We start from the raw sequence: 22,648 nt of genomic DNA, 5'->3' as shown, positions 1-22,648 counted from the left end.
GGCGGCTCCGCACGCCGCCCCTGAGGGGGCGTCGCTACGGGTTCAGCCGGACCGAGTTGACGGGTGTGAGGTCGGCGTAGACACCGGTCTTGGCGGCGATGGGGCTGCCGCAGCCCGAGCCTCCGGAACCCGTGCACAGATTTGCGGTCGCACCGCCGTACTGGTTGTTGAGCACCCAGTGGTTCCCGACCTGATTGCTCAGGTTGTGCGCCCCGTAGGTGTAGAAGACGTGCGTTGGCTTGACGGCGGGGTTCTGGTTCTGAGGGTAGATGCAGACCGCCCCGTCCGGGCAGCCGGCCCACGCGTCGGCCGGCTTGGCCTCGACCGAACCGCTGAGCGCGATCACGGCGACGACGGAGGTGGCGAGCGCGGCGGCGCCGCGGAACATCTTGCGCATGACTTCCCCTTGTGGTGCGTGCCTCGTACTGACGGCTCCAGCCTGCCCCTGGCCCCGACCGGGGTCGACGGGTTGCCCGTCGCCCATCGCGGCAGCGCCCGGGAAACCCCCTGCCACCAGCCCTAACGCGGAGCGGCGGGCAACGCCCGGGTGGGGCGGCGTAAGACTTTCGTCATCGGTTCGGGCATGGCGCGCGGTGGCCCGGCCGCGTTGAATCACAGGGGGTGTCCGGCCGGCCGGGCACCTCCCGGAGACGGACGAGGCGAGGAAGAGGGAACGGCAGTGACACGGACAGGGCGGCGCGGACGGCTGTGGGGTGGAGCGGCGATCGCGGCCGCGGTGGTGGTGGCAGTGGCGCTGTACTGGCTGCAGCCGTGGAAGCTGTGGCAGGACGAGACCGTCCGCGAGGCGCTCCCGGCCGCCGCCGCGCCGTCGGGCCCGGGCGCGCCCGCGGCCGTACCGGGTGCCCAGGCCGCCCCGGTGACCGTCGCCCGCGGGACGCTCATCAGCCACGAGCACGCCACCACCGGAGCGGTGGAGCTCATCCGCCTCCCCGACGGGTCCCACACCCTGCGGCTTGCGAACCTCGACACCAGCAACGGCCCGGACCTGCGGGTGTGGCTGGCCGATGCCCCGGTGAAGGAGGGCGTCGCGGGCTGGCGCGTCTTCGACGACGGCAAGCACGTGAGCCTCGGCAAGCTCAAGGGCAACAAGGGCGACCAGAACTACCCGGTTCCCGCCGACGTGAACGTCGCCGAGTTCACCAGCGTCACCATCTGGTGCGACCGCTTCGACGTCTCCTTCGGAGCGGCGAGCCTCACCGCCGTGTGACCCGCCGGGGGCCGTCCGGGCCGGGCGACACGCCGTGGGCCCGGGACTGACCCGGCGTCACCCCGTTCGGCCGTCTCCCGGAGTACGACTATCCACTCCTCCGGACGGCAAAATGCGGCCGTTTGCCCACGGGATGTACCCATCCGCCCATGCGGTGTGGAAATAGGTCGTAATCGCCCATAACTTCGGCATCGTGACGAACCGACAAATCAAGTCCCTCACGTGCATCGCAGTCGTCATGGCCGCGGGTCTCGGCGTGCTCGCGCCGACCGCCGCCGCCGAGGCAGGACGCAGAGTGCACCCGGGCGACTCGATCCAGGACGCGGTGAACTACGCCAGGCCGGGCGACATCATCACCGTGATGCCCGGCACCTACTACGAGAACGTGCTGATCACCAAGCGGCTGACCCTGCGCGGGTTCGGTGCCCGGACGGTGATCAAGCCGCCGGTCACGCCGGTCACGCCGGTCACGCCGGTCGCGCCCGTGGCGCCGCCGGCCTCCGGCGCGGCGGCGGCGCCGGTGGCACCCGGAGCGGCCAAGGCGCCGGCCGCGGCGACGGCCCCGTCCGGCCGGGCGCTCGCCTGCTCGCAGGCCGATTCCGGAATCTGCGTCATGGGGACGGCGGAGCAGCCCGTCGTCGGCGTGGACATCCGGTCGCTGACCGTCTCCGGCTTCAAGCGCAACGGCATCTGGGCCTCCTACACCGACCGGCTGAGCGTCCAGCGGGTGATCTCCGAGAAGAACGGCACCTGGGGCATCGCCCAGGAGCGGTCCACCCGCGGGCTCTTCCGCGACAACACCGCCCGCGACAACGCCGAGTCGGGCCTCTTCATCGCCAACACCGTCGACCGGGAGGGCGGCGCCACCGACACCCTGGGCGCCGTGGTCCGCAGGAACACGCTGACCGGCAACCGGATCGGCGTCACCGTCCGGCGCGTGCGGAACCTCACCGTCTACGGCAACACCCTCACCGGCAACTGCGGCGGCGTCTTCGTCGTCGGCGACGAGGGTGAGCCCGGCGCCGGGGACATGACCATCCGCAACAACCGGATCCACGAGAACAACAAGTTCTGCAAGGGCAACAGCCGCCTGCCCGACATCCAGGGCGTCGGCATCGTCCTCACCGGGGCCGAGCAGACGGTCGTGCGTTCGAACGACATCCGCGGGAACGTCGGAGCCTCCCCGCTGTCGGGCGGAATCCTGCTGTTCAAGAGCTTCGTGGGCGCGACGAACACCGACAACGTCATCCGGGACAACGTGGTCCGCGACAACAAGCCGGCGGACCTGGCCAACCAGGGGACCGGAACCGGCAACCAGTTCGTCAACAACCGGTGCGCATCCTCCGTACCGGCCGGGATGTGCTGACGCGTGACCCCCCTGATCAGCAGAATCGAGACCTCATGACCACGGTAAGTCCCACCCCGACCCCGATCCCGTCCCCCCAGCACACCCCCCAGCCGGCCATGCGCCTGCGCGAGCTCGTCTTCGGAGCGGCCTGCGCCGCCGCCGTACGGGCCGCGGCCCGCCTCGCGGTGGCCGACGCCCTCGGGGAGTCGCCCGCCTCCGCCGCCGAACTCGCCACCGCGGTCGGCGCCGAGCCGCTGCCCCTGCAGCGGCTGCTCCGCGCCCTGTCCTGCTACGGGATCTTCGCGGAGACGGAGGACGGCCAGTTCGTCCACACGGAGATGTCGCGGCTGCTGCGCGAGGACGACCCGCACAGCCTGCGCTACATCGCCCTGTGGTGCACGGAGCCCTGGACGTGGCAGGCCTGGCCGCGGCTGGACGACGCCGTCCGGTCCGGCAGCAGCGTCTTCCAGGAGCTGTACGGCAAGGGGTTCTTCGACTACCTGCACCAGGACGCGCACGATTCGGCCCACGTGTTCAACCGGGCCATGACCACCTCCAGCATGCAGTCGGCGCTGGACGTCGCGGAGCTCCTCGACCTCACCGGGATCTCGGTCGTCGCGGACATCGGCGGCGGCCAGGGTCACGTGCTGGCGAGCCTGCTGGAGAAGCACCCGACGGTACGGGGCGTCCTGCTCGACCTGCCGGGCGTGGCGGCGAAGGCGGATCCGCGGCTGCGGGAGGACGGTCCGCTCGCCGCACGGGCCGACATCGTCCCCGGGGACTGCCGCGAGGCCATCCCGGTCGACGCCGACATGTACATCATCAAGAACATCCTGGAGTGGGACGACGACAGCACCCGCAGGACCCTGCGCAACGTCGTCGACGCGGCCCGCCCCGGATCCCGGGTCGTCATCATCGAGAACCTGGTCGACGACACCCCGTCGATGAAGTTCACCACGGCGATGGACCTGCTCCTGCTGCTCAACGTCGGTGGCGCGAAGCACACCAAGGCCAGCCTCACCGCCCGCATGCAGGACGCCGGGCTGGTGATCGGCGAGATCCGTCCGGTCAACGCGTACCTGCACGCGTTCGAGTGCACCGTGCCCGGGTGATGCCGGCCGGCATAGGACCCAACGCCTCGAGACCGGCACGAAGCCGGTCTCGAGGGTGTCCGCGGTGTTCCCGGGCGTCGGTGTCAGGCCGCCAGGGCGCTGTTGACGAGGTCGAGGAACTCGCGCGGCGACTTGCAGCGGTCCGCGTCGGCGGGCAGCGGCCGGCTGTGCCGGTTCTCCAGCTCACCGACGATGCCGAGGAGTCCCAGGGAGTCGAGCCCCCACTCGTCGAAGCCCGAGTCGGGGCGGCTCGCCATGTCCGCGGGGTCGACGGTGACGCCGGCACCCTTCTTCATCAGGGCGGCCAGTTCTTCCATGGTCAGTCGAGCGGTCATGACGGACAACTCCTCAGTCTTGGGCCGGCGCACGCCGGTCGGTGATCAGGCGCATTTCAGAGCGCGCGAGGAAGCGTGAGATCTCCTGGTCGGTGGTGGGGACGCCGTCCTTGGCGCTGTCGAGCAGCCGGGCGAGCACGGCCGCCTTGTGGCCGCCCTCGACGCCGAGGGCCAGCGCGGGCCGCGCGTCGAGCGGGCCCCGCAGGTCGAGGAGGCGCACGACGATGTCGTCGCGCTGGAAGACGGTGCTGCCCTCGATGGGGCTCGTCGGATCGTCCACGGCCGCCTCGTCCTGCCCGGCGAGCAGCCGGGCGAGCGCCATGCCGCACCCGTCCTTCGCGGGGTAGAAGAGGGCGTGCCGCCTGACGTCCGCGGGCTCGCGGCCGCCGGCCGCGACATGGTGCACCGCGGGGAGCGCCGCACGGGTGAAGAACATCCGGGCCGATCCGGGGTCGCTGAGATCCCGGTCCTGCTCCAGGTACGGGTTGATGGCCTCCTCCAGCGCCCGTACCTCGGGCTGCTGGGCCACATGGCGCAGGGCCGCGAGGAGGTCGCCCTCGACCTCGACCGCCCGCACGACACGGTTGCCGTGCATGAACAGCGAGGTGCGGCGCAGCCGGGTGCTCTCGTCGACCTGGGCCTGCGGGGACGTGTACCCGGCCAGGAGCTCCGCCACGACCGGCTCGCTGCCGGGTTTCACGGTGAAGGTGAGCGCGTGGCGGACCACGCCGTCACCGCGCCGCGGCGCGACCTGGAGGCCGCCCCGGGCCCGGTCCGCGGCGGCCGGTGAAGAGGCGGCGGCGGACGGCGGGCCGGTGGGGGAGTGGGAGCCGGGGCCCGGCCCCTTGCCGATCTCCCGCAGCACGCTGAAACGCAGCGAGCGGGTGTCCCGCACGCAGCCGTGCAGCGGCTGCACCGACGCGACGTGTTCCTCGCTGTTGATCCAGGCCAGGAACCGCGGTGCGCTCTCCCATTCGCTGGTGATGAGCCACTGGGACGGGTTCTCGATCGACTGGCACAACTCGTCGCTGATGTGTCCGGGGACGGAGGACACCTGCTTCTGGAGATGTTCGTACACCTCCAGGAACTGATTCTGCGCACCGTCGTACAGATCCAGCAGCAGAACGACCCGAAGTCTCGAGCCGTCGAAGGCGGACTGGGATATCCGTTCCGACAAGGTTGTCATCGTTCACACTCCTTCGAGACCACACGGTCGCCACGGGCGGCGCCACCCGAACCGATCGTTGTCCCGTAATCCCTGCGGCGCGAGAGGAGAGAACCAAGCGGGTGAACGAGCGAGGGAACCGGCCTCGTACAGGGCATGGAAGACCCATGAAGGAAAACGTCGACCACCACGTCCCGGTCCTCATCGTGGGCGGCTCGCTGGTGGGTCTGTGCACCTCGCTCTTCCTCGGCCGGCATGGCATCCCGCACATGGTGGTCGAGAAGCACGCGGGTACCTCGATGCACCCACGCGGACGCGGTATCAACGTACGGACGATGGAACTGTTCCGGGTCGCCCGTGTCGAGGACCGGATCCGTGAGGCCGCCTCGGTCCTGGCGGACAACCACGGCATCATGCAGGGCGGCTCGCTGACCGGTGACGACCAGGAGTGGCTCTTCGAGGAAATCGACCCGGGTGGCGCGCTCGCGCGCTTCAGTCCGGCGGCATGGTGTCTGTGCAGCCAGAACGACATCGAGCCGGTCCTGATGTCCGTGACCCCCACACTCGGGGCCGACCTGCGGTTCTCCACCGAACTCCTCTCCTTCGACCAGGACCCGGGCGGGGTCACCGCGATCGTGAAGAACCGGGAGACCGGGGAGCACAGCACGGTGCGCGCGGACTACCTCGTCGCCGCCGACGGGCCGCGCAGCCCCGTGCGGGAGGCGCTCCGGATCGGCCAGAGCGGCTCCGGGGACCTGTTCCACAACGTGAGCATCACCTTCCGTTCCCGGATGCTGGCCCACGTGGTCGGCGACCGGCGTTTCATCGTGTGCTATTTGACCAAGCCCGATGCCGACGGGGCCCTGCTGCCGGTCGACAACGGCGAGCGGTGGGTCTTCCACGCGCCCTGGCACCCGGACCGGGGCGAGACGCTGGAGGACTTCACCGACGAGCGCTGCGTGGAGCACATCCGCCGGGCCGTCGGCGCCCCCGATCTGGACGTCGAGGTCACCGGGAAGGCCCCGTGGCACGCCGCCGAGCGGGTCGCCGAGCGGTACGCGGTCGGCCGGGTCTTCCTGGCCGGTGACTCCGCCCACGAGATGTCCCCCACCGGGGCGTTCGGCTCGAACACCGGCATCCAGGACGCCCACAACATCGCCTGGAAGCTCGCCATGGTGCTGGACGGTTCGGCCGGGCCGGGGCTGCTGCAGACCTACGAGGCCGAGCGGCTGCCGGTGGCCCGGGCGACGAGCGAGCGCGCCTCGGCGCGGTCGGCGGAGCACAGCCACCCGGGGTACGAGCCCGACCCCGAGCCCATGTCCACGCCCGCCCCGGGGTCGGCGTCCACGCCCGCCCCCACGCCCGCGGCCGGGCAGGACCCCGTGCCGGGAGGCGGCGGCCGGCAGGGCGGGGTCCTCTCCGTGGCCATGGGCTACCGCTACAACCACGGCGTGGTGCTGGGAGCCGACCCGGACCAGCCCGTGGTGCCCGAACGGATGCGGCTCTGCGGCGATCCGGGCAGCCGCGCACCGCACATGTGGCTCTGCGGTCCGGGGGATCCGGACCCGAAGTCCACCGTGGACCTCTACGAGCGCTCCTTCGTCCTGCTGTGCTCCGAGGGCACGCCGTGGCGTGCCGCGGGGCGGTCCGTCGCCGAACAGCTGGGCCTGCCCCTGGACGTGTACGCGATCGGCACGGGCCCGGAGGCCGACCTGATCCCGGCGAACGGCGGCGACTGGACCGAGGTGCACGGCACGACCGCGGAGGGTGCGATCCTCGTCCGCCCGGACGGTTTCGTGGCCTGGCGCTCGGCGCAGGCGGTGGCGGATCCGGCGGCGGTCCTCCACGAGGTCCTGACCACGCTGCTGGACCGGTCCTGATCCGAGCGCTCCCGTGCCCGCGGACACCGAGGGCGCCGTCCGGCGGAGTGATCCGCGGGACGGCGCCCTTCACCTCGTGGCGGTGCCGGACCGGCGCCGGGTCATCGCGCCGTCTTCGAGCCGAGGGCCCCGGGTGTCCTCGGAACCCAGTCGGGGGATGCCGAGGCCTGCTTCGGGTCCGGCTCCCGCATGGTCACGCGCCAGCCGTCCTCTCCGGTGCTTCCGGTGAGGCGCACCACGAACGACTTGGTCTGGCCCGTGTCGTGGAAGTACACGACGACGACCTGCCGCACGGAGCCCTCGTCGTAGAACTCCGCGGTCACCTTCCCCTTGGCCCCCTCGTGGAAGGACCGGATCCAGTTCCGCGCGGTCCGCTCGACGTCCCCCTTCGCGTCGTCGGGGTCGGCGGCGAGCGACTCCACCTGCTCGGCCTTGCCGTCGGCGAGCCGCCAGATCAGCTTCTGGGTGATGTGCAGCGACTCGGAGGTGGGGTACCCGACCACGCCCAGCGGTTCGTGCCCCGCGTAGTCGGTCGCGTACTGCAGCTTCTCCTCGTCGGCGGCACACGCGGTGAGGCCGCCCCATGCCACCGCGGACACCAGGGCGGCGCGCAGGGCGAGTGCGGAGCGCGGGACCGGTCCAGCCATACTTCCTCGGTCTTCCGGTGGTCATCGAGCGGTCTCGATGCTGAGAGCTGCAACGTACTGCCCTGACCGGGTAGTTCGATCCGGTAAACGGACAAGGGGGACACAACTCCCGCCTCAGTGACGCAATTCACTCCATGGCCGAATTTCGCCCCCCCGATGTCTCACCTCGGCATCCGGATGCCGGACAACTCCGCGCGCCGGCGGGGAACGCCGTCTACTCTGGCCGGGCAGCTGGTTCGCCCCGTCCGCCAGGCGGGATGCGTCGTAAGAGGGAACCCGGTGGGAATCCGGGACTGCCCCGCAGCGGTGAGCGGGAACGACCGCCGTCATACGCACTGGGCCCGGACGGGCCTGGGAAGCGACGGCCAGTAGGAGTCTCGTACGGCATCCGTACGACGGGACGCGCCCGCGAGTCCGAAGACCTGCCCGTTGCCCGTACGCGACCGATCGCGCACGGAAACCCCGGTGACCTCGTGGGCGGGTCGGCGACACATCAGGCGGACGACCGCGGGCACGTGCAGCCGCACGCACCCGTACCCGGTCGGGATCCGCCCGGTCCGTCATCCCTTCGCGCCCTCGGCCCCGCACCGGGTCCACAGGAGAACGCTCGCGAAGGAGAGTTCCGTGACCCGCACGACCCCCGCCGCCGCACGGCCCACCGTGGCCACCGTGTACGGCTACCCCCGCCAGGGCCAGAACCGCGAACTGAAGAAGTCCGTCGAGGGCTACTGGAAGGGCCGCACCACCGCCGACGCCCTCCGGGCAACCGCCCGCGACCTGCGCCGCAGCAACTGGCAGCAGCTCGCCGACGCCGGCATCACCGAGGTGCCGACCGGCGACTTCTCGTACTACGACCACGTGCTGGACACCAGCGTGATGGTCGGCGCCGTACCCGAGCGGCACCGGGCGGCCGTCGCGGCCGACCCGCTCGACGGGTACTTCGCGATGGCGCGCGGTACCCAGGACGTGGCCCCGCTGGAGATGACCAAGTGGTTCGACACCAACTACCACTACCTGGTGCCCGAACTCGGCCCCGACACCGTCTTCACCGCCGACTCCACCCAGCAGGTCGCCCAGCTGACGGAAGCGCTCGGGCTGGGCCACACCGCCCGCCCCGTCCTGGTCGGACCCGTCACCTACCTGCTGCTGGCCAAGCCGGCCCCCGGCGTCGGCGCCGACTTCGAACCGCTGGCCCTGCTCGACCGGCTGCTGCCCGTCTACGCCCAGGTCCTGGCCGACCTGCGGGCCGCCGGAGCCGAATGGGTGCAACTGGACGAGCCCGCCCTGGTGCAGGACCGCACCCCGGCCGAGCTGACCGCCACCGCCCGTGCGTACCGGGAGCTCGGCGGCCTGACCGACCGGCCCAAGCTGCTCGTCGCCTCCTACTTCGACCGGCTCGGCGAGGCCCTGCCCGTGCTGGCCAAGGCACCCGTCGAAGGACTCGCCCTGGACTTCACCGGGGCCGCGGCCGCCAACCTCGACGACCTCGCCGCCGTCGGGGGCCTGCCCGGCAAGCGCCTCGTCGCCGGTGTCGTGGGCGGCCGCAACATCTGGATCAACGACTACGAGAAGTCCCTCAGCACCCTCGCCACCCTCCTGGGGCTCGCCGGCCGGGTGGACGTGGCCGCCTCCTGCTCCCTGCTCCACGTGCCGCTGGACGCCACCGCCGAACGGGACATCGACCCGCAGGTCCGGCGCTGGCTCGCCTTCGCCCGCCAGAAGACCGCGGAGGTCGCCACGCTCGCCCGGGGCCTGGCCCTCGGGACGGACGCCATCGCCGCCGAACTCGCCGCCAACCGGGCCGACCTGGCCTCCCGCGCCGGCTCCGCCCTCACCCGCGATCCGGCGGTCCGGGCCCGCACCGCCGCCGTCACCGAGGCGGACGGGCGGCGCGCGCAGCCGTACGCGGAGCGGACCGCCGCCCAGCGGGCGCACCTGGGGCTCCCGCCGCTTCCGACGACCACGATCGGATCGTTCCCGCAGACCACCGAACTGCGCACGGCCCGTGCCGACCTGCGGGCCGGGCGCATCGACACCGCCGGCTACGAGGACCGCATCCGGGCCGAGATCCGGGAGGTCCTGGCCTTCCAGGAGCAGGCCGGCATCGACGTCCTGGTGCACGGCGAGCCCGAACGCAACGACATGGTCCAGTACTTCGCCGAGCAGCTCACCGGCTACCTGGCCACCCGGCACGGCTGGGTCCAGTCCTACGGCACCCGCTACGTCCGCCCGCCCGTCCTGGCCGGCGACATCTCCCGCCCCGACCCGATGACCGTGGGCTGGACCACGTACGCGCAGTCGCAGACGTCCAAGCCGGTCAAGGGCATGCTGACCGGCCCCGTGACCATGCTCGCCTGGTCCTTCGTACGCGACGACCAGCCCCTCGGCGACACCGCCCGCCAGGTGGCGCTCGCCCTGCGCGACGAGGTGGGCGACCTGGAGGCGGCCGGCACCGCGGTCATCCAGGTCGACGAACCCGCCCTGCGCGAGACGCTCCCGCTGCGGGCCGCGGACCGCGCCGCCTACCTCGCCTGGGCCACCGAGTCCTTCCGGCTGACCACCGCCGGAGTGCGCCCGGACACCCAGATCCACACGCACATGTGCTACGCCGAGTTCGGCGACATCGTGGAGGCCATCGAGGACCTCGACGCCGATGTCATCAGCCTGGAGGCCGCCCGTTCCCACATGCAGGTCGCCGGTGAGCTCGCGGGCGCCGGCTACCCGCGCGAGGTCGGCCCCGGCGTCTGGGACATCCACTCGCCGCGGATTCCCTCCGTGTCCGAGGCGACGGCCCTGCTGCGCAAGGGGCTGGGAGCCATCCCGGCGGAGCGGCTGTGGGTCAATCCCGACTGCGGCCTGAAGACCCGGGGCTGGCCGGAGACCAGGGCCTCCCTGGAGAACCTGGTCGAGGCGGCCCGGCAGGTACGCGCCGAGGTCTAGGCCGTCTCTTCCGGATCTTGCCGGGCCCGGCCCGCCCGGCACGGCACCTCATCCCCCAGACTCCGTCCGGGGGGACCCCCAGGTTGTCGGGGCACTCGAGTACGTCCAGTACACGAGCGCCCCTCCGCCCGGGGGCACCTCCCAGCGGTAGCTGGGGGAGATGCACCGCACCGGACGACCCGGGCTCATCCGACAAGATCCGAAAGAGACGGCCTAGGCCGTCTCCTCCGGACCGTCGTCGCCGACGAGGCCCGCGACGTGGTCGGTGATCACGTCGAGGATGTCCGCCGAGATCCTGTCGTCGCCGAGAACGAGGTGGTTCAGCGTCAGCCCGTCGGTCATGGCGGCCAGATAGCGGGCCAGCACGCCCACGGGTACGCGGAGTTCGAAGGCCATGTGGTGCCGGAGCTGCTCGATCAGTTCGGTGTAGGTGTCGCAGTACCGCTCGTACTGGCGCCGCGCCAGGTGCTCGAAGTCCGGGCGGCGCAGGGCGTACTGGGTGAGTTCGTAGGTGAGCATGTGTTCGCCCGGATGGGCGGACACATGGTCCCAGTACGCCTGGAAGCCCGCCCGGACGGTCTCCCGGAGGGTGGCCTTCGGCTGGATCGCCTCCCTCACCAGGGCGACGCTGTGGTCGGTGATCGCCGCGATGACGGATTCGAGCAGGGCCTGCTTGGAGTCGAAGCAGTAGTGGAAGATGCTCAGGGACACGCCCGCCTCGGCGGCGATCGACCGGGTCGTCGTCGCGGCGACGCCGTCACGGGTCATCGCGCGGATGGCGGCCTCGGTCAGCTGGCGGCGCCGCTCGGCCGAGGGCATCCGTGCCATGGGCGTTCCTTTCGGTTCGTGCTGCGGTGCGTGGTGCGTGGTGCGTGGTGCCACTGCGGCCGGGGCCGGCCGGATCAGCAGATCCGGCCGGCCCCGGCCCCTGGTCTTCCGCTCGGCGGGATCAGCTGCTGAAGACGCCGACCTCGTGGAGCGAGTACCCCCATTTGGTGCCGCGTTGGAGTCCCTGGATGCGGACGTAGCGGGCCGGCACCCCGGAGAACCGTGCCGTGTCCAGGCCGCCGTCACTGGCGGTCGTGGACCAGACGGTCTGCCAGTTCGTGTCGTCCGTGGAGACCTCGATGCGGTACGCCTTGCCGTACGCGGCCTCCCAGTCGAGGGTGATGCGTCCCACCCGGTTCGCGGACCCGAGGTCGATGCGCAGCCACTGGTTGTCGTTCCACTCGCTGGCCCAGCGGGTGCCCGAGTCCCCGTCCACGGCCCGGCCCGGGGAGAAGTTCACGAAGGGGTTCCACCACTCCGCGCTCGACGCCGAGGCCGGGGAGCCCGTGGCGAGGTTCACCCCGGACTTGTGCTTCTCGGAGTTCCCCCAGGTGGTCAGGTAGGACTCGGCGCCCTTGAACAGGTCGTCCACGACGCCCTGGCCGCCGACGAGGCGGATGTCCTCGATCCAGTCGGGGACCAGACCGTAGTGCGCGGCGCCGTCGGTGTTGAGGTCCCACGTACGCGAGCCGGTGGTCTGCCGGTCGATGACGGAGCCGCCGTCGGTGCTGCGGAACGGGTAGCGCACCGGGTTCGGGGTGTCGGCCCCGCGCGGTCCGGGCCAGCCGCCGACGCCGTTCATGTCGGTGCCGTACCCGTAGCCGACGTTGTACTTGTCGCGCAGCGCGTCCGTCCGCTTCGCCTCGGCGCTGAACCCCTCGGCGCCGCTCATGTACGAGGCGATGAAGCCGCCGAGCTTGTAGACCCGCTCGGTCCAGTCCATGTCCATCCAGCTGTGCGAGGAGATCACACCCGGGTACGACTCGGACTCCATGATGTCGAAGGACCGGCCCGCGGCCTTCACGCTCATGTGGTCGACCTCGAGCATCATCTTGCGCTTCATCATGCCGCGCACCGCGTACTCGCCGAGTTCCGTGAGTCCGCGCGTATTGCACTGGGCGTCGGCGGCGTAGGACGGGATCGCCACCCCCGCCGGGAGTTTGCTCTGCACCGCGGGCGTGGCCGCCGCCAGCCCGATGGGGTTGTCGTGCTGGGGACCGGTGCACTTCTCCGTCTTCCAGAAGGTCCCGGTCGACAGGAACTGGCCCGCGTTGATGGCCGTACCCAGGGCGCCCTCGTCGAAGCGCACCCCGCACAGGGCGTTGTCGAACTTGTGGCACAGGAACATGCTGCGCACCCCGAGGCGGTACAGCTCGTCCAGGCCGCGGTCGATGTCCGCCTTGCTGCACTGCGCGATGTCCAGGATCTGCTTGCAGCCGAAGGGCTCGGAGGTCTCGACCCCGAGGACCACGGCCAGCTTGCCCTGCTGGACGACGTCGCGGGCCTGCGCGGAGTCGGTGACGATCCGGAACCAGCCCTTGCCCGGACCGCCGTACATCTTGTCGATGTAGGCCTGCATGTCGTAGGTCTTCTGCGCTTCGAGCCTGATGGCCGTCATCTCGTCGCAGCCGCGGTCCTTGAAGAAGTAGACCGAGCAGATGACGCCGTTGGTGACGAGGTCGTTCACGAGCACGCGCTGACCGCCGCGCCAGGCCCGCTCGACCCAGGCGTAGTAGTTCTGCTGGTGGGTCAGCGAGTCGTGGGCGGGCCAGTCCTTGAAGGTCGGCCAGCCGTTCGGGTCGTGCTTGCCGTCACCGCCCTTGGTGATGAAGTCGAAGATCGCGAGGGTGCCGTCGGGGTAGTGCTCGGGGCAGTCCTTGAGCGCGTCGGCCACCCCCGCCTCGGAGAACGGCTTGCCGCAGATGAGGCGGCCGCCGAAGCCCTCGTTGGACATCAGGTGGTCGTGCGTGTCGACGAAGCCCCGGACCCGTCCCTGGGAGTCGGTCCCCTTGAAGGGTTCGCCCGTGACGTTGATGTCGGAGTCGGGTGCGGGCCGCGCGACCGGGTTCCACCAGCCGGGGTCGGCGGCGGAAGCGGGTACGGGGCCCAGCACCATGGCCACCACGGCGAGGAGCAATGACAGGACCGCCAGGGGCCTACGCCTGTGGTGCGTGTGTCGAGAAAGGGTCATCACTCACGTCTTAAGGTCAGCCGGATGGCGCGGTCGGGGAGCCGGATCCGTTCGGGGGGCACGACGTGCCACGGCCACAGGCGTGACTTGTCATGGACCCCACAAACAATGGGACGAGAATCGCGACTGCCATCGACAGAGTCAATAGTCCGGGACAGCTGACCTGATGATTCATCAGATGGACCGTTCCTTCACAAGGTCCACGCACCCGGGCGGCCCGGCCCGGCTCGGCGCGGTATGCGCAGGAGCGCGCGAGCCGGGTCCGCCCCGCCCCGCCCGGGGCGACGGCGCCGGGGCGTCAGCGCGCGCTGTGCTCCAGCAGGTCCATCTCGGCCGGGGCGATCCCGAATCCGCGTGCCGCGGCCTTCGGGGCCGGCTTGCCGCAGAACGCCGCTTCGAGGGTTCCGCCGAGGGCCGTGTTCGCCTCGCCCTTGTTCGAGGTGTTCGCCATCGCCGAGAGGGAGCGGCTCCCGTCGCGGGTGGAGAAGGCGTAGGTGTAGAAGCCCTGCACGGTGCCCGTGTGCCCGTAGACCGAGGTGCCGCACGACAGGTCGTACCGGCGCAGGCCGAGCCCGTAGAACCGGGTGTTCGTGGTGTCGGTCGGCGTCATGGTGAGCATGGCGTCCAGCGTGCGTGCGGGCAGCAGCCGCCCGCCGAGCAGCGCGGACGTGAAGGTGTTCAGATCGGCGGGATTCGAGATCACCGCTCCCGCGGACTGGGCCCACGACACCGTCTGCTCCGTGGAGTCGACCAGCGGCGCGCCGGCCTCGTCGGGGTGGAGGTAACCGCGTGTGTGCAGCCCCTTGATCTGCGTACTGGGGTGCACGTAGGAGGTGTTGCGCAGCTTCAGCGGCTTGATGATGCGCCGCTCGTACTCCTTGGCCACACCGTTGCCGGTGGCCTTCTCGATGAGCATGCCGACGACGACGAAGTTGGTGTTCGAGTACTTGTACGCGACGCCGGGCTCGGTCGTCCGGGGCTCGCGGAGCGAGAGGTCCACCAGCTCCTGGTAGCTGAACACCTTGTTGCGCACGGCCTCGAAGCCGGGCACGGTGTGCTCGAACATGGCGTTCGTGTAGTCCGCCAGGCCGCTGCGGTGGCTCAGCAGATGACGCACCGTGATCCGGTCGTCGGGCAGCAGTCCGGGCAGGTACTGGTTGACGGGACTGTCCAGACCGATCCGGCCCTCGTCCACCAGCTGCAGCAGGACGACGGAGGAGAAGCTCTTGCTGACGCTCCCGATCCGGAAGCGGGCCTGCGGGTCCATCGCCGAGCCCGTGGTCCTGTCGCGCACCCCCTCGGTCCGGACGCTGACCCCGTCGGGTCCGCTGAAACGGGCCAGGGCGCCCGGCGCACCGGCGGCGGTCGTGTTCCGCAACGCCTGGGTCAGCGCTTCGAGGTCGGGGGTGGTCGCGGCGGCGTGCGCGGTGGTCGCCGGAGCCACGGCGGCCATCACCGCCAGCAGGGCCGCACTCAGGGCAAGACGACGGTTCATGGGCAGGGGCACGATGCTCCTCCGGTGGGGGGTGGTGCAGGTCGGACGACACGAGCCTACGCAAGATCATCAGGTCGATCGGCCGTCGGAATGAGCGGGAACGCGCCAATTACGAACGGGAGTTCAGCCACCCGGACGAGCCCGCCCCCTCGCACCTCCCGATCCCGTCGGCGGCTCGGCGCGACGGCTGCCCGGGTGCGCCGCACCCAGGCACCCGCTCGCGGGCACCCTCTAACCTGAAGCCGTGACCAGCAGCGATCTCGGAGACTTCCTGCGTGCCCGGCGCGCACGCCTGCGGCCGGACGACATGGGACTCGCCTCCTACGGACGGCGCCGCGTGGCAGGGCTGCGCCGCGAGGAGGTCGCCGTCCTGGCCGGCATGAACAGCGACTACTACGCCCGGCTGGAACAGGGGCGCGAACGCGGCCCTTCCCCGCAGATCCTCGACGCGATCAGCGGCGCCCTGCGCCTGGACGAAGCGGCCCGGGAACACCTCTTCCGGCTGGCGGGCGCCGCCCCGGACGGCGACCGGCCGCAGCCGCGGGAGTCGGTCGGCGCCCCCCTGCGCCACCTGCTGGACGGGTACGCCGGCACCCCGGCGTTCGTCCTGAATCCCGCCAACGACGTGCTGGCGGCCAACGCGATGGCCGACGCGCTGTTCTCCCCGTTCGCGCAGCGGGACAACCTCGCGCGCATGACGTTCCTCGACCCCGTGGCCCGGTCCTTCTTCGTCCGCTGGGACCGCGCGGCCGAGGCGGTGGTGGCCGGCCTGCGCCATGCGGCCGGAATCGATCCGCACTACCCGCGGCTGAGGGCGCTGATCCGTGAACTCGGACAGGCCAGTGCGGAGTTCACGGAACTCTGGGCCGCTCACACCGTCCGCGGCAAGACCCACGACACCAAGGAGCTCGACCACCCCGACATCGGACCGCTCACGCTCGGCTTCCAGTCCTTCGCCGTGCTCGGAGCGCCGGGGCAGCAACTGGTCGTCTACCACGCCGAACCGGGCAGCCCGAGCGCCCGGGGCCTCACCCTGCTCGGCAGCCCGCACGCCACCCGCCGGACGTCTTGACCGCCGGACCTCATGACCGCCCGGCGGCCGGGCCGCCCGCGGCGCCGAGCACGTACGTACGGGAGGCCCGGACCTCCTCGCGCAGGGCGGGCAGGTCCACGTCCAGGACCTGCCCGTTCCATTTGCGGGGCGTGCCGGCCACGAGGACGGCGCTGATGTTGCGGGCGTCCGAGCCGAGGACGACGGTCCCGATCGGATCGTTGAGGGGCATGTTGTTGAGGTCCTCGGCGCGGATGACCAGCAGGTCGGCCTTCTTCCCCGGGGTGAGGGAGCCGGTCACCGCGTCCAGGCCGTTGGTCCGGGCGCCCTGGAGGGTGGCGAAGTCCAGGACGTCGTGGGTGGTGATGCGCACCGGCTGCCCGCCGGTGCCGTAGGCGGCGTTCACCGCCCGCATCCGCTGGACCGTGTGCAGGGCCCGCATCTGCGTGAACATGTCGCCGGCCAGGGCGACTTCGACGTCGATGCTCAGTCCCGGCCGGATGCCGGCCGCCAAGGCCTCGTCGACCGCCGGTACCGCGGTCTCCAGTCCGATCTGCGCGTCCGAGGTGGGGGCCAGGGCGATGGTGGTGCCGCTCTCGCCGATCGCCCTCCAGGCCCGCGGCGTCAGGCCGGTGGCGTGGATGAGGGTCAGGCCGGGGCCGAGCAGGCCGTCCGCCGCCCACTGCAGCACCGCGCGGGAGGACGGGGCGCCGAAGACCGCGTCCACGCTCACCCCGACGTCCAGATCACGGGCCGCCCGTGCGAGTCCAGGGCCGTACGCGAGAGCGGGACCTGCGAGCTCCTCGGTGGCCAGTGCGGCCACGCGCAGGGTAAGCAGCTGGTCGTCACTGCCGAACCAGCGCTGCCTGAGCCGGGCCAGATCGCCGGGCCACTGCCGGTCCCACTCCCCGAAGTGCGGCCCCATGGAGGCGTGGACGCCGCGGATGCCGGTGTCCAGCAGCGCCTGCACGGCGGCGTCCGAATGCTCGGGAGTGCGCGCGTTGTGGGAGAAGTCCAGCATGCAGGTGATGCCGCTGTCGAGGGCGGACAGGGCGGCCAGGCGGGTCCCGACGTACATGTCCTGCGGCCGGTAGACCGGCGCGTAGCCGGCCAGCGTGGACGAGACGTAGCCGCCGAGATTGTCCACGTCCGGCATGATCCTGCGCAGTTGGGTCTGCCAGGCGTGCCGGTGCGTGTCGACGAAGCCGGGCGTCAGGATCGTGTCGGTGGCGTCGACGACCACCGCGCCGTCCCGGTTCAGACCGGGCCCGACCGCCGCGATCGTATCGCCCACGACCAGCAGGTCCGCGTGGTCGAGGATCTTGAGGTCCGGGTCCATCGTGACGATCGTGGCGCCGGCGAACAGGACGCGCCGTGCCGGATCGGCGGACCGGAGCCGGATCCGGTCGAGGACGGCGGTGCTGGTGGTGTCGTTGCGGGGCATGCGGAGGTCCTGCCGTGAAGGGGTGTGGACCCTCAGCCTCGGCCCGCGGCGAGATGGCGACCAGGCCGCGCGCTGCCCGGGTGCGCCGCACCCAGGCTCACGGGGCGGCGGCGGCCCGCGCCGTCCACGCGGCGAGTGCGCCCTCGCGCCCGGTGATACGCGGCCCGCCGCCCTGGATCGGGCGCCGACCTGCGGCGATGGCCCTGAAATATACTGTCGGGGTGACTGAGAACCAGCTGCCTCCCTGCCCCGCATGCGCGGGCGCGTACGCCTACGAGATGGGGGCGCTCCTGGTCTGCCCCGAGTGCGGGCACGAATGGCCGCTCGCGCCCGGCGAGTCCGGCGGTGACTCCGAGGAGCGGGTGATCAAGGACGCGGTCGGCAACGTACTGGCCGACGGCGACACCGTGACGGTGGTCAAGGGCCTGAAGGTCAAGGGCAGCCCGTCCGGCATCAAGGCGGGCACGAAGGTGCGCAACATCCGCCTGGTGGACGGCGTCGACGGCCATGACATCGACTGCAGGATCGAGGGGTTCGGCCCGATGCAGCTGAAGTCCAGCGTGGTCAGGAAGGTCTGAATCGACCTGGCGCAACGCAACGCGGCGTGACGCAGCGTGACGCGGCCGCCTGTCGGCGGAGCACGAAGGCGCCTGCCGGGCACGGTCCCGATCAGGCGCCTTCGTCGTTCTTCCGCAGGTGGAGCCGATCCGGCGGGGCCGGCTCATGAGCCGGCGCGCTCATGAGCCGACGGGATCGCCGAAGGTTTCCCCGGCGGGGGCGGGCCGGTCAGTGCGTGGCGTACATACGGAGGGGGACGGCCGTCGCGGTGGCGATGGCCGCGGTGGCGTCGAAGATCACCTCGCCGTTCTGGCGGGCGACGACGCGGACGGGATGACGGTCCGGCGCGGTCGCCTCGGCGTCGTTCGGGAGCGTCTCGATCCAGCAGGCCGAGGTCAGCTCCGCATAGCGGAAGAAACGAATCTCCATATCGGTCAGGACTCCCCGCCGGGGGAAGGCGGAACGGTACGCGGCCTGGCGTACGGCCTCCAGGAGCAGCATGCCCGGGGCGTGGTCGACGGGGTGGTCGAAGAGGATCGGGTGGTTGACATCGGCCCGGAGCTGGGCGCGCCGCGTGGAGCTGGTGGGGGAGAGGACCACGTCGTGGAAGCGGTCGCGGCCCACGCGGCGGGGGGTCAGCGGTGGCGGAAGCGGGATCGTGCGGGCGGCCACCTCGTCGAGGTCCGCGTTCCGGCCGCGCAGGCGCTGGTAGACGGCCTCGGGCTGGTTGGTGAATCCGGCCTCGGCGGTACCGAGGAACACTCCGTCGCGGGTCGCGGTCACGTGCATGGTGAGACCCGCGAGTCTGCGACCGCGGCGCGAGATGCCGGAGCAGCGGATGTGCAGTGAGATATCGGCCGGGGTCGAACCGACGGCGAGGGCGTCGGGGTTCGTCGAGTAGCTGAACGTGTCCCAGATCTGGCGGTGACCGAAGGGGACGTCGTACGCGACGTGGCTGAGGAGCGGGATGGCCTGGCGGACCGATTCGGCAAGGAGGAGGGGGTCGTGGTGGCCCCCGTCCGGTGTGTAGAAGCTGTGGGCGCGGGGCCACTGGGCGGTGACGACGTACTCGTCCGGCGCGACGGAGCGCCAGCCGGTGAGCAGGACTTCCGAGTGTGCGCTCTTGTGTACGTACTCCCGCGGTAAGGCGCTGCTGAGCGCGGCGACGGGTGAGGCGGAGTGATCAGTGGACACAGTCATGGTTGAGCCCCCCTGGAACGTCGGACATGAGCTGGTGCTTGTTCGGCGCAGGTCCTAAAATAAAGGATGTTCGTTTTTTTTGTCGAGATTAGTTAGGTGCCCATGTCAGAACGAAAGCAGCAACGCGCCCCTCAACTCAGGGCAGTTCAGACCAAAGCGGCCATCCTGCGTGCCGCGGCCGAGGTCTTCGACGAGTTCGGCTTCAGCGGAGCCAGCATCAGCAAGATCATGAAGCGGGCGGACGTCACGCAGGGCGGGATGTACTTCCACTTCAGCTCCAAGGAGGAGCTCGCCTACGCCGTCATGGTCGGCCAGGGCGACGGCCTGGAGTTCCCCGCCGGGGAGGACGGCCTGCAGCACCTGGTGGACATCACGCTCTACCTCGCCGAGCAGCTCCGGCACAATCCGGTGCTCCGGGCCGGCGTCCGACTGGCCGTCGAGCAGGGCGAGTTCGGACTGCGCGACGATGTCGCCTACCAGGCCTGGGTGCTGGAGTTCCGCCAGCAGCTGCGCTTCGCCCGGGCCAAGGGCGAACTCCAGCCGGACGTCGACGACCACGAACTGGCCTGGGTGCTGGTCAGCTCCTTCACCGGGGCGCAGCTCTTCTCCCAGGCGTCCACCGGCCGGGCCGACCTGCCGCAGCGGATCGCCTCCCTGTGGCGCTACCTGCTGCCCGCGGTGGCCGCCGACGACATCCGAGGCGGGCTGCGCCTGACGCTGCCGCCGAGCGAGACCGAGCCGGCGCCGGAGCCGGAGCCCGAGGCGAGGTCGAAGCCGGCATCGGGGAAGCGGGCGTGAGCAGTCCTCATGTCGTCGTCACCGGCGCGACGGGCTTCGTGGGGTCGGCGGTGCTGCGCCGGCTGGCCGGGCGGCAGGCCGAGGTGCGCGCGGTGTCCCGTACGCAGGCCCCCGCGGCCTTGCCCGGAGCGCAGTGGGTGGGCGCGGACCTGGCGGACGAACCGTCCCTGCGCGGGGTGTGCGACGGCGCGGACGTTCTGGTGTCCCTGGCCTCCTACGTCGGACCGGACGCCGACCGGTGCACCGCGGTCAACTCCGCCGGAACCGCGGCCCTGGTGGCCGAGGCCCGGCGGGCCGGAGTGGGTCGGATCATCCACCTGTCCACCTGCGCGGTCTACGGTCCGGGGCCACATCGGGGTAAGGACGTGTACGAGTTGACTCCCGCCCCGGTGTCGGCGGCCAGCGCCGGCCGACTGGCGGGGGAGGGGCCGGTGCTCGACGCGGGGGGACTGGTCCTGCGCGCGGGGCTCGTGCTGGGGAGGGGCGACCGGTGGGCCGTGCCGGCCCTCGTCGACGCCTTCCGGCGGGTACCGGCGCGGTGGGGAGGAGGAGCCGGGCTCGCCTCCTTCGTCGACGTCGACGACCTGGCACGGCTCATCGTGGCGCTCGCGCTCGGTGGTGGAGCCGCGGCCGGCGCCACGGGTGTCCTGCACGCCCACCACCCCGAGCCGGTGCGCAACCGGGACCTCATGGACGCCCTCGCCGAGCACCGCGTGCTGCCGGCGCGGCCGGACGTCGACTGGTCGTGGCGCAGGTGCCTGGACACCTTGGCGGCGACTCCGGGATGGGTGAGCGAGCGTCAGTTCACGCTGCTGGCCGGTGACCACTGGTACCGCGCCGACGAGGCGTGGGAGCTCGCCGGGATCGAGCCGGGCCCCGGCCCGCTGAGCGGGATCGGCCCGGCGGCTCAGTGGTACCGGGAGAGAGGCGGGGCGGCCCCGGGGTGACGGCGATCTGCCAAAGCCTCAGCGGGATGGGGCGTGGGCGGGCTGTGTCGAGCTGGGAGGCGGGTAGCGTCCCAAGCACAGCCGGTCACCCCTGAAGGAGTGGAAATGCCCGACCTTTCGAACATCGTCAAGGCGTATGACGTGCGTGGTGTCGTGCCGGACGAGTGGGACGAGTCCTTGGCCGGGCTGTTCGGTGCCGCGTTCGTGGAGGTCGTGGGCGCTGCGGCGATCGTGATCGGTCATGACATGCGTCCGTCGTCGCCGGGTCTGTCGGGGGCGTTCGCGCGGGGTGCGGCGGCGCGGGGTGTGGATGTGACGTTGATCGGTCTGTGTTCGACGGATCAGCTGTATTACGCGTCGGGTTCGCTGGGTCTGCCGGGTGCGATGTTCACGGCGTCGCACAATCCGGCGCGGTACAACGGGATCAAGCTGTGTCGTGCGGGTGCGGCTCCGGTGGGTCAGGACACGGGTCTGTCGCAGATCCGGGCTCTGGTGGAGAAGTGGTCGGACGAGGGTGCGCCGCCGGTCGCGGAGGGCACGGTTCCCGGGACGGTCACGGAGCTGGACAGTCTTCCCGGTTATGCGGCGCATCTGTTGGGTCTGGTGGACCTGGCGTCGATCCGTCCGCTGAAGGTGGTGGTGGACGCGGGCAACGGGATGGGCGGTCACACGGTCCCGACGGTGTTCGAGGGCCTGCCGCTGGACCTGGTTCCGATGTATTTCGAGCTGGACGGGACGTTCCCGAACCACGAGGCGAATCCGCTGGATCCGAAGAACATCGTGGATCTGCAGGCGCGGGTGCTGGCGGAGGGTGCGGATCTGGGGATCGCGTTCGACGGTGACGCGGACCGCTGTTTCATCGTGGACGAGCGCGGTATGGGTGTGTCCCCGTCGGCGGTGACGGCGCTGGTCGCGGCGCGTGAGCTGGCGCGCAATGGCGGCGCCGGCACGGTGATCCACAATCTGATCACCTCGTGGTCGGTTCCGGAGGTCGTGCGGGAGAACGGTGGCACGCCGGTCCGGACCCGGGTGGGTCATTCCTTCATCAAGGAGGAGATGGCGAAGACGGGTGCGATCTTCGGTGGTGAGCACTCGGCGCACTACTACTTCAAGGATTTCTGGAACGCGGACACGGGCATGCTGGCGGCGTTGCACGTGCTGGCGGCGCTGGGTGGTCAGGACGGGCCGTTGTCGGGGCTGGTGGCTTCGTACGACCGTTATGCGGGTTCGGGGGAGATCAACTCGACGGTCGGTGACCAGGCGGCCCGCCTGGCGGCGGTGAAGGAGTCCTTCGGCGGCCGTGAGGGGGTCACGCTGGACGAGCTGGACGGTCTGACGGTGACGGGTGAGGACTGGTGGTTCAACGTCCGGGCCTCGAACACCGAACCGTTGCTGCGGTTGAACGTGGAGGCCCGTGACGAGGCCACCCTGGCCAGGATCCGCGACGAGGCCCTGGCCCTCATCCGCGCCTGAGGCACTGC

Annotated in this window: 19 protein-coding genes and 1 riboswitch; of the genes, 10 read left to right on the top strand and 9 right to left on the bottom strand. The window is 71.1% G+C overall.

What is annotated here, in order from left to right; all coding sequences use genetic code 11:
• Positions 1 to 34: 34 nt before the first annotated feature.
• Positions 35 to 397: a hypothetical protein gene (locus JYK04_RS09285; RefSeq protein ID WP_189746026.1), complete on the bottom strand. Its 363-nt coding sequence runs from the start codon at positions 395 to 397 to the stop codon at positions 35 to 37.
• Positions 398 to 679: 282 nt separating this feature from the next.
• On the opposite strand from JYK04_RS09285, the gene JYK04_RS09280 reads away from it, so the two are divergent.
• The 3 genes from JYK04_RS09280 (at position 680) to JYK04_RS09270 (ending at position 3,688) form a co-directional block, all read left to right on the top strand.
• Positions 680 to 1,228 carry a DM13 domain-containing protein gene (locus JYK04_RS09280; RefSeq protein ID WP_373297515.1) on the top strand — a complete coding sequence of 183 codons (549 nt, stop codon included), beginning with the start codon at positions 680 to 682 and terminating at the stop codon, positions 1,226 to 1,228.
• A 238-nt stretch (positions 1,229 to 1,466) separates the two neighbouring features.
• Positions 1,467 to 2,594 (top strand): right-handed parallel beta-helix repeat-containing protein, encoded by a 1,128-nt coding sequence (locus JYK04_RS09275; protein ID WP_189746242.1) that lies wholly within the window; start codon positions 1,467 to 1,469, stop codon positions 2,592 to 2,594.
• Positions 2,595 to 2,629: 35 nt separating this feature from the next.
• Positions 2,630 to 3,688, top strand: coding sequence for a methyltransferase (locus JYK04_RS09270; protein WP_189746022.1), 1,059 nt, complete (start codon positions 2,630 to 2,632; stop codon positions 3,686 to 3,688).
• 83 nt (positions 3,689 to 3,771) lie between these two features.
• Here the strand turns inward: JYK04_RS09270 and JYK04_RS09265 are convergent, their stop codons facing one another.
• Together JYK04_RS09265 and JYK04_RS09260 are read right to left on the bottom strand one after the other, a co-directional pair.
• A complete protein-coding gene (locus tag JYK04_RS09265; protein ID WP_030011473.1) occupies positions 3,772 to 4,023 on the bottom strand; it encodes an acyl carrier protein in 252 nt (83 codons plus the stop codon).
• A 13-nt stretch (positions 4,024 to 4,036) separates the two neighbouring features.
• Positions 4,037 to 5,209 carry a SchA/CurD-like domain-containing protein gene (locus JYK04_RS09260; RefSeq protein WP_189746020.1) on the bottom strand — a complete coding sequence of 391 codons (1,173 nt, stop codon included), beginning with the start codon at positions 5,207 to 5,209 and terminating at the stop codon, positions 4,037 to 4,039.
• Between the two features lie 101 nt (positions 5,210 to 5,310).
• Between JYK04_RS09260 and JYK04_RS09255 the strand changes: the two genes are divergently transcribed.
• Positions 5,311 to 7,068, top strand: a complete 1,758-nt coding sequence (locus JYK04_RS09255) for an FAD-dependent oxidoreductase (protein WP_373297514.1) — start codon at positions 5,311 to 5,313, stop codon at positions 7,066 to 7,068.
• A gap of 101 nt (positions 7,069 to 7,169) precedes the next feature.
• On the opposite strand, the gene JYK04_RS09250 is transcribed toward JYK04_RS09255, so the two are convergent.
• Positions 7,170 to 7,715, bottom strand: coding sequence for a hypothetical protein (locus JYK04_RS09250; protein WP_189746016.1), 546 nt, complete (start codon positions 7,713 to 7,715; stop codon positions 7,170 to 7,172).
• 215 nt (positions 7,716 to 7,930) lie between these two features.
• Positions 7,931 to 8,159: riboswitch (cobalamin riboswitch) on the top strand.
• A 180-nt stretch (positions 8,160 to 8,339) separates the two neighbouring features.
• Between JYK04_RS09250 and metE the strand changes: the two genes are divergently transcribed.
• Entirely contained in the window at positions 8,340 to 10,655 is a 2,316-nt protein-coding gene (metE, locus tag JYK04_RS09245; RefSeq protein ID WP_229876789.1) for a 5-methyltetrahydropteroyltriglutamate--homocysteine S-methyltransferase, read from the top strand.
• Between the two features lie 213 nt (positions 10,656 to 10,868).
• Here metE and JYK04_RS09240 read toward each other — a convergent pair whose 3' ends face one another.
• The 3 genes from JYK04_RS09240 to JYK04_RS09230 form a co-directional block, all read right to left on the bottom strand.
• Entirely contained in the window at positions 10,869 to 11,483 is a 615-nt protein-coding gene (locus tag JYK04_RS09240; protein ID WP_189748533.1) for a TetR/AcrR family transcriptional regulator, read from the bottom strand.
• Between the two features lie 121 nt (positions 11,484 to 11,604).
• Positions 11,605 to 13,674, bottom strand: a complete 2,070-nt coding sequence (locus JYK04_RS09235) for a galactose-binding domain-containing protein (RefSeq protein WP_189748530.1) — start codon at positions 13,672 to 13,674, stop codon at positions 11,605 to 11,607.
• 298 nt (positions 13,675 to 13,972) lie between these two features.
• Positions 13,973 to 15,169, bottom strand: a complete 1,197-nt coding sequence (locus JYK04_RS09230) for a serine hydrolase domain-containing protein (RefSeq protein WP_189748527.1) — start codon at positions 15,167 to 15,169, stop codon at positions 13,973 to 13,975.
• A 244-nt stretch (positions 15,170 to 15,413) separates the two neighbouring features.
• On the opposite strand from JYK04_RS09230, the gene JYK04_RS09225 reads away from it, so the two are divergent.
• Complete coding sequence (locus tag JYK04_RS09225; protein ID WP_189748524.1) at positions 15,414 to 16,241, top strand: helix-turn-helix transcriptional regulator; 828 nt, start codon at positions 15,414 to 15,416, stop codon at positions 16,239 to 16,241.
• Positions 16,242 to 16,251: 10 nt separating this feature from the next.
• Here JYK04_RS09225 and JYK04_RS09220 read toward each other — a convergent pair whose 3' ends face one another.
• Positions 16,252 to 17,664 carry an amidohydrolase family protein gene (locus tag JYK04_RS09220; protein ID WP_189748521.1) on the bottom strand — a complete coding sequence of 471 codons (1,413 nt, stop codon included), beginning with the start codon at positions 17,662 to 17,664 and terminating at the stop codon, positions 16,252 to 16,254.
• 221 nt (positions 17,665 to 17,885) lie between these two features.
• On the opposite strand from JYK04_RS09220, the gene JYK04_RS09215 reads away from it, so the two are divergent.
• Positions 17,886 to 18,242 carry a zinc ribbon domain-containing protein YjdM gene (locus JYK04_RS09215; protein WP_229876976.1) on the top strand — a complete coding sequence of 119 codons (357 nt, stop codon included), beginning with the start codon at positions 17,886 to 17,888 and terminating at the stop codon, positions 18,240 to 18,242.
• Between the two features lie 208 nt (positions 18,243 to 18,450).
• On the opposite strand, the gene JYK04_RS09210 is transcribed toward JYK04_RS09215, so the two are convergent.
• Positions 18,451 to 19,422 (bottom strand): ScbA/BarX family gamma-butyrolactone biosynthesis protein, encoded by a 972-nt coding sequence (locus tag JYK04_RS09210; RefSeq protein ID WP_189748506.1) that lies wholly within the window; start codon positions 19,420 to 19,422, stop codon positions 18,451 to 18,453.
• Between the two features lie 102 nt (positions 19,423 to 19,524).
• On the opposite strand from JYK04_RS09210, the gene JYK04_RS09205 reads away from it, so the two are divergent.
• The 3 genes from JYK04_RS09205 to JYK04_RS09195 all read left to right on the top strand — a co-directional run bounded on the left by JYK04_RS09205 (position 19,525) and on the right by JYK04_RS09195 (position 22,640).
• On the top strand, positions 19,525 to 20,220 hold the full coding sequence (locus JYK04_RS09205) for a ScbR family autoregulator-binding transcription factor (RefSeq protein ID WP_189748503.1): 696 nt from the start codon (positions 19,525 to 19,527) through the stop codon (positions 20,218 to 20,220).
• A complete protein-coding gene (locus JYK04_RS09200) occupies positions 20,217 to 21,167 on the top strand; it encodes an NAD-dependent epimerase/dehydratase family protein (RefSeq protein WP_189748501.1) in 951 nt (316 codons plus the stop codon). Before JYK04_RS09205 ends, JYK04_RS09200 begins: the two co-directional genes overlap by 4 nt.
• Positions 21,168 to 21,272: 105 nt before the next feature.
• Complete coding sequence (locus JYK04_RS09195) at positions 21,273 to 22,640, top strand: phosphomannomutase/phosphoglucomutase (protein ID WP_202186053.1); 1,368 nt, start codon at positions 21,273 to 21,275, stop codon at positions 22,638 to 22,640.
• Positions 22,641 to 22,648 lie beyond the last annotated feature (8 nt).

This window comes from Streptomyces nojiriensis (assembly GCF_017639205.1).
GTDB classification, from domain to species: Bacteria; Actinomycetota; Actinomycetes; order Streptomycetales; family Streptomycetaceae; genus Streptomyces; species Streptomyces nojiriensis.
This window is presented reverse-complemented; position numbering and strand designations above follow the sequence as displayed.

Excerpts from the sequence above, each read along its gene's own strand:
- JYK04_RS09285 (WP_189746026.1), bottom strand. The coding sequence starts at position 397 with ATGCGCAAGATGTTCCGCGGCGCCGCCGCGCTCGCCACCTCCGTCGTC.
- JYK04_RS09275 (WP_189746242.1), top strand. The coding sequence starts at position 1,467 with ATGGCCGCGGGTCTCGGCGTGCTCGCGCCGACCGCCGCCGCCGAGGCA.
- JYK04_RS09270 (WP_189746022.1), top strand. The coding sequence starts at position 2,630 with ATGACCACGGTAAGTCCCACCCCGACCCCGATCCCGTCCCCCCAGCAC.
- JYK04_RS09265 (WP_030011473.1), bottom strand. The coding sequence starts at position 4,023 with ATGACCGCTCGACTGACCATGGAAGAACTGGCCGCCCTGATGAAGAAG.
- JYK04_RS09260 (WP_189746020.1), bottom strand. The coding sequence starts at position 5,209 with ATGACAACCTTGTCGGAACGGATATCCCAGTCCGCCTTCGACGGCTCG.
- JYK04_RS09250 (WP_189746016.1), bottom strand. The coding sequence starts at position 7,715 with ATGGCTGGACCGGTCCCGCGCTCCGCACTCGCCCTGCGCGCCGCCCTG.
- JYK04_RS09240 (WP_189748533.1), bottom strand. The coding sequence starts at position 11,483 with ATGGCACGGATGCCCTCGGCCGAGCGGCGCCGCCAGCTGACCGAGGCC.
- JYK04_RS09235 (WP_189748530.1), bottom strand. The coding sequence starts at position 13,674 with ATGACCCTTTCTCGACACACGCACCACAGGCGTAGGCCCCTGGCGGTC.
- JYK04_RS09230 (WP_189748527.1), bottom strand. The coding sequence starts at position 15,169 with ATGAACCGTCGTCTTGCCCTGAGTGCGGCCCTGCTGGCGGTGATGGCC.
- JYK04_RS09220 (WP_189748521.1), bottom strand. The coding sequence starts at position 17,664 with ATGCCCCGCAACGACACCACCAGCACCGCCGTCCTCGACCGGATCCGG.
- JYK04_RS09210 (WP_189748506.1), bottom strand. The coding sequence starts at position 19,422 with ATGACTGTGTCCACTGATCACTCCGCCTCACCCGTCGCCGCGCTCAGC.
- JYK04_RS09205 (WP_189748503.1), top strand. The coding sequence starts at position 19,525 with ATGTCAGAACGAAAGCAGCAACGCGCCCCTCAACTCAGGGCAGTTCAG.
- JYK04_RS09195 (WP_202186053.1), top strand. The coding sequence starts at position 21,273 with ATGCCCGACCTTTCGAACATCGTCAAGGCGTATGACGTGCGTGGTGTC.